We start from the raw sequence: 5,100 nt of genomic DNA, 5'->3' as shown, positions 1-5,100 counted from the left end.
GTTCCGGTCGAAGCCATCGAGTTGCTCACCGGTGAGGTGCAGTACACCGAGGAAATGCCGGTCGCGGTGCCCTGGACGCTGCCCGCCGCGCGCCCGGCGCACACCGGAGAGGACGCGCCGGTGCTGTTGTCGTCGGATCCCGACCACCCGTCGGTCACCGCGCGGTTGGCCGCCGGAGAGCGGCTGATTTCCGCGCCGGACCACCAGCCCGGGGAGCGGCTGGTGGACGCCGTCGCGATGATGGACAAACTTCGGACCGCCGGACCGTGGGAAAGTGAGCAGACTCACGACTCGTTGCGCCGCTTCCTGTTGGAAGAGACCTACGAGGTCTTCGACGCGGTCCGCAGCGGCGACGCTGATGCATTGCGAGAAGAGCTTGGCGACGTGTTGCTGCAGGTGCTTTTTCACGCGCGCATCGCCGAGGACGCGCCGCAACATCCGTTCACCATCGACGATGTCGCCGATACGCTGCTTCGCAAACTCGGCAACCGCGTTCCGGATGTTCTTGCCGGAGAGCCGATTTCGCTCGATGAGCAGCTGGCCCAGTGGGAGGAGCGGAAAGCTCTAGAGAAACCGAGGAACTCGGTGATGGATGACGTGCCGACCGCGCAGCCAGCGTTGGCGTTGGCGCACAAGGTTGTTCAGCGGGTCATAAATGCCGGGCTGCCCGCCGACCTTATCCCGGCAGAAATCACGTCCATCATGGTTACAGCCGATATCGATGCCGAAAATGCCTTACGCACAGCGGTTTTAGAATTTATGGATAATATCAGGGGCGCCGAGAAGTCTATCGCAGCGGACCGCCGCGGAGAGGACGTGCCCGCAGAGCTGGATGTCGCTCCGGTCGGCTTGATCACCGAGGAGGAGTGGCGCGTTCACTGGCTGCCTGCCATAGGCGAGCTCGAGGCGCCGGTGGACGAGATCGACGAGGACGCCGCCGACGACAGCGGTGACGGGGCGGACGAGCCGGAACGCGCTGCAGAAGCCAAAGTCGAGCCTGAGGACGACGCGGCTCCCGAAGAGGCGACGGCCGAGGCCTCTGACGATTCGGCGGGCGACGAGGAGAACGATCAGACTGGCGAACCTCAGTAGTCTGGCGAGCCGATCAGCGATACGCCCCGAATATGGTGTGACGCATGTCATCGTGGCTGGACAACCGGGGTATGCCCGGCCAGGCGGCGGCGTGGTCCGGTGAGGTAGTTGATTCCCGTGGGACCATGGTCGGGTAATCGCGTGTAGGGGAGTGTTGTGTCGCCGGTCCGTTGGCTGCGGGCGTTCGCCGTCGTGGGTGCGACGGCGCTGCTCTTGGCATCGAGTTGTTCCTGGCAGCTCGGCCGCTACATTCCGAAGGGTGTACCGCCGCCCGCCGGCGCTCCGGTGCCGCAGGTCGACACGCACGCCGAAGGCCGGCCCGCCGACCAGCTGCGCGGGTGGGCGGCTGCACTTGCTCCGACGCTGAAAATCCCCGTCACCGCGCTGGAGGCCTACGCGTACGCCGCGCGGGTCGCCGAGGTGGAAAACCCGAGCTGCCACATCGCGTGGACCACGCTGGCCGGTATCGGCCAGATCGAGAGCCATCACGGCACCTACCACCACGCGACGCTGTATCCGAACGGAGATGTGCGTCCCCCGATCAGGGGTGTGGTACTCGACGGGACCAACGGCACATTGCGCATCGTCGACAGCAAGGCGGGCGGCATGGGCAACGGCTCCAACGCCGTGCGGGCCATGGGGCCGATGCAGTTCATCCCCGAGACATGGCGGGAATACGGGGTGGACGCCAACAACGACGGCGTGGTCAGCGTGGACAACATCGACGATGCCGCGTTGTCGGCTGCGGGTTATTTGTGTTGGCGCGGGAAGGATCTCGCCACACCGCGAGGATGGATAACCGCGCTGTGGGCGTACAACAACTCCGACATGTACGCCCGCGCCGTGCGCGACTGGGCTACCGCCTATGCGGCGGGCCATCCGCTGTGACCCAGGCTTTAGGCTACTGATGGCAGCTACGGAGCCCTGACGACGCAAGGAGAACCCAGTGCCGATTATCGAGCAGGTCGGAGCCCGCGAGATCCTCGATTCGCGCGGCAATCCGACGGTCGAGGTCGAGGTGGCCCTGATTGACGGGACATTCGCGCGGGCTGCGGTGCCCTCCGGTGCGTCGACCGGGGAGCATGAGGCCGTCGAGCTGCGTGACGGCGGCGACCGCTACGGCGGGAAGGGCGTGAAGAAGGCGGTCCAGGCCGTGCTGGACGAAATCGCTCCGGCCGTGATCGGACTCAACGCCGACGATCAGCGGCTGGTCGATCAGGCGCTGCTGGACCTCGACGGCACCCCGGACAAGTCCCGGTTGGGCGCCAACGCCATCCTCGGGGTATCGCTGGCCGTCAGCAAGGCGGCCGCTGATTCCGCCGAGTTGCCGCTGTTCCGCTATCTCGGCGGCCCTAACGCGCACATCCTGCCGGTGCCGATGATGAACATCCTCAACGGTGGCGTGCACGCCGACACCGCCGTGGACGTCCAGGAGTTCATGGTGGCCCCAACCGGGGCGCCGAGCTTCTCCGAGGCGCTGCGCTGGGGCGCGGAGGTCTACCACGCGCTCAAGGCGGCCCTGAAAAAGGAGGGGCTGTCGACCGGCCTCGGTGACGAGGGCGGTTTCGCCCCCGACGTGCCCGGCACCCGGGCTGCGCTCGACGTGATCAGCAAGGCCATCGAGTCGGCGGGTTTCAAACTCGGCGCCGACGTGGCGTTGGCGCTGGATGCCGCAGCTACCGAGTTTTACACCGAAGGCACTGGCTACGCCTTCGAGAAAAAGACGTGCAGCGCCGAACAGATGACGCAGTTCTACGCCGAGCTGCTCGATTCCTATCCGCTGGTCTCTCTGGAAGATCCACTGGCCGAAGATGATTGGGGCGGTTGGGTGGCCCTGACGACGTCCATCGGGGACCGGGTGCAGATCGTCGGTGACGACATCTTTGTCACCAATCCCGAACGGCTGGAAGAAGGTATCGAGCGGGGCGTTGCAAATGCGTTGCTGGTCAAGGTCAACCAGATCGGTACGTTGACCGAGACGCTGGATGCGGTCGCGCTGGCGCACCACAGCGGATACCGGACGATGATGAGCCACCGCAGTGGCGAAACCGAGGACACCACGATCGCCGATCTGGCTGTAGCGGCGGGTTGCGGGCAGATCAAGACCGGCGCGCCGGCGCGCAGCGAACGCGTCGCGAAATACAACCAGCTGCTGCGGATCGAAGAAGCGCTCGGCGACGCCGCCCGCTACGCCGGCGATCTGGCCTTCCCCCGATATGCGCCGGAAGCCAAATAGCGGCGAGAACCATGCCCGAATCGAAGCGGCCAGACCCGAAGCGGCGCTCACCGGCCTCGCGCCCGGGTCGGACCGGCGATTCGGAACACGGCCGGCCGCGCAAGTCGCCGGCAGCCCGTCGCGGCCCGAACGCATCCCGTGCCCTGCCGGAGGCCGTCGAACCGATCAAACGCGCGATCGTCGAAGCCGCCGAGCAACGGTCCGAGCAACGACTTGGCTTGACCGCGCGGCGCGCTGCGATCCTGGCGGCCGTTGTCTGCGTACTGACGCTCACCATCGCCGGCCCGGTCCGCACCTATTTCGCGCAGCGCACCGAGATGAAACAGCTGGCCGCCTCCGAAGCCGCCCTGCGGCAACAGATCTCCGATCTCCAGCAACAGAAGGTCAAGCTCGCTGACCCGGCTTACATTGCGGCGCAAGCCCGAGAGCGTCTGGGCTTCGTGAAGCCGGGCGACATCCCGTATCAGGTCCAACTTCCCCCGTCGGCGGCCGTGCCCGGAGAGCTGGGAACACCAGCGGCCCCCGCGGCCACCAACGACCCGTGGTACACGTCGCTGTGGCACACTATCGCGGATACCCCGCACGGCCCGGCTACGCCCGCCCCGCAAGCACCCGCGCAGCCACCCGCCCCGCAGAGTCCGCTGCCGCCCGGTGGTTGATCGTGACGACCTCGACGCGGTGGCGCGCCAGCTCGGCCGTGAGCCGCGTGGAGTGCTTCAGGTCGCCTACCGGTGTCCCAACGGTGAACCCGGCGTGGTGAAGACCGCGCCCAAATTGCCTGACGGCACACCATTTCCGACGTTGTACTACCTGACACACCCAGTGCTGACCGCTGCGGCGAGCAGACTGGAGACAACCGGGATGATGCGGGAGATGACGCAGCGGCTGCGCTGCGACCCCGAGTTGGCCGCCGGCTATCGGCGGGCGCACGAGTCATACCTGGCCGAGCGGGATGCCATCGAGCCGCTGGGGACGACGTTTTCCGCCGGTGGCATGCCCGACCGGGTCAAATGCCTGCATGTGCTGATCGCGCACTCGCTGGCCAAGGGCCGGGGAACCAACCCGCTTGGCGACGAGGCGCTGGCGGTGCTGGCGGCCGAGCCGTCGATGGTCGGGATTCTTGACCCGGGGGAGTGGACGTGACGCGCGTCGGCGCAATTGACTGCGGTACCAACTCAATCCGGCTACTAATCGCCGATGCGCACGACGGGCAGCTGCGCGACGTGCACCGCGAGATACGCATCGTGCGGCTGGGTCAGGGCGTCGACGCCACCGGTCGATTCGCACCGGATGCGTTGGCGCGAACCCGCGCCGCGCTGGCCGACTACGCCGCCCTGTGCGGGGCGAATCGCGTCGACCGGTTACGCATGGTCGCCACCTCGGCCACCCGGGACGCCGGCAACCGGGACGTCTTCTTCGCGATGACGGCCAATGTGCTCGGCGTCGTGGTCGAGGGTTCGATCGCCGAGGTGATCACCGGCGCCGAAGAGGCCGAACTGTCGTTTCGCGGCGCGGTGAACGAATTGGACTCGGCTTCAGCCCCTTTCGTCATCGTCGACTTGGGCGGCGGGTCGACCGAGATCGTGCTCGGGACGGACTCGGTCGTGGCGAGCTTCTCGGCCGACATCGGTTGCGTGCGGCTGACCGAACGCTGTCTGCATTCCGATCCGCCAACAGCTGCCGAGGTGGCGGCTGCCCGCGAATTAGTTCGCGAACGGCTCGACGAGGCGCTATGGGTCGTTCCGGTGGAACGGGCCCGCACCTGGGTGGGT

6 protein-coding genes are annotated in these 5,100 nt (G+C 66.9%); all 6 read left to right on the top strand.

Features of this window, described 5'->3' with window-relative positions:
- The coding region (locus tag VEI45_RS04380) for a nucleoside triphosphate pyrophosphohydrolase (protein ID WP_324850483.1) at positions 1 to 1,092 on the top strand (1,092 nt) is incomplete at its 5' end.
- A 156-nt stretch (positions 1,093 to 1,248) separates the two neighbouring features.
- Positions 1,249 to 1,980 carry a lytic transglycosylase domain-containing protein gene (locus VEI45_RS04375; protein ID WP_324850480.1) on the top strand — a complete coding sequence of 244 codons (732 nt, stop codon included), beginning with the start codon at positions 1,249 to 1,251 and terminating at the stop codon, positions 1,978 to 1,980.
- A gap of 58 nt (positions 1,981 to 2,038) precedes the next feature.
- The gene (gene eno, locus VEI45_RS04370) at positions 2,039 to 3,328 is read left to right on the top strand and encodes a phosphopyruvate hydratase (RefSeq protein ID WP_324850479.1); all 1,290 of its coding nucleotides are present in this window, start codon (positions 2,039 to 2,041) and stop codon (positions 3,326 to 3,328) included.
- Between the two features lie 11 nt (positions 3,329 to 3,339).
- Positions 3,340 to 3,987 (top strand): septum formation initiator family protein, encoded by a 648-nt coding sequence (locus VEI45_RS04365; protein ID WP_324850477.1) that lies wholly within the window; start codon positions 3,340 to 3,342, stop codon positions 3,985 to 3,987.
- Positions 3,980 to 4,471, top strand: coding sequence for a DUF501 domain-containing protein (locus VEI45_RS04360; protein ID WP_324850475.1), 492 nt, complete (start codon positions 3,980 to 3,982; stop codon positions 4,469 to 4,471). Before VEI45_RS04365 ends, VEI45_RS04360 begins: the two co-directional genes overlap by 8 nt.
- Positions 4,462 to 5,100: exopolyphosphatase (locus VEI45_RS04355; RefSeq protein WP_324850473.1), on the top strand; the 639-nt coding region annotated here is incomplete at its 3' end. The genes VEI45_RS04360 and VEI45_RS04355, both read left to right, overlap by 10 nt.

It is taken from the genome of Mycobacterium sp. (assembly GCF_035623875.1).
Taxonomy (GTDB): Bacteria; Actinomycetota; Actinomycetes; order Mycobacteriales; family Mycobacteriaceae; genus Mycobacterium.
This window is presented reverse-complemented; position numbering and strand designations above follow the sequence as displayed.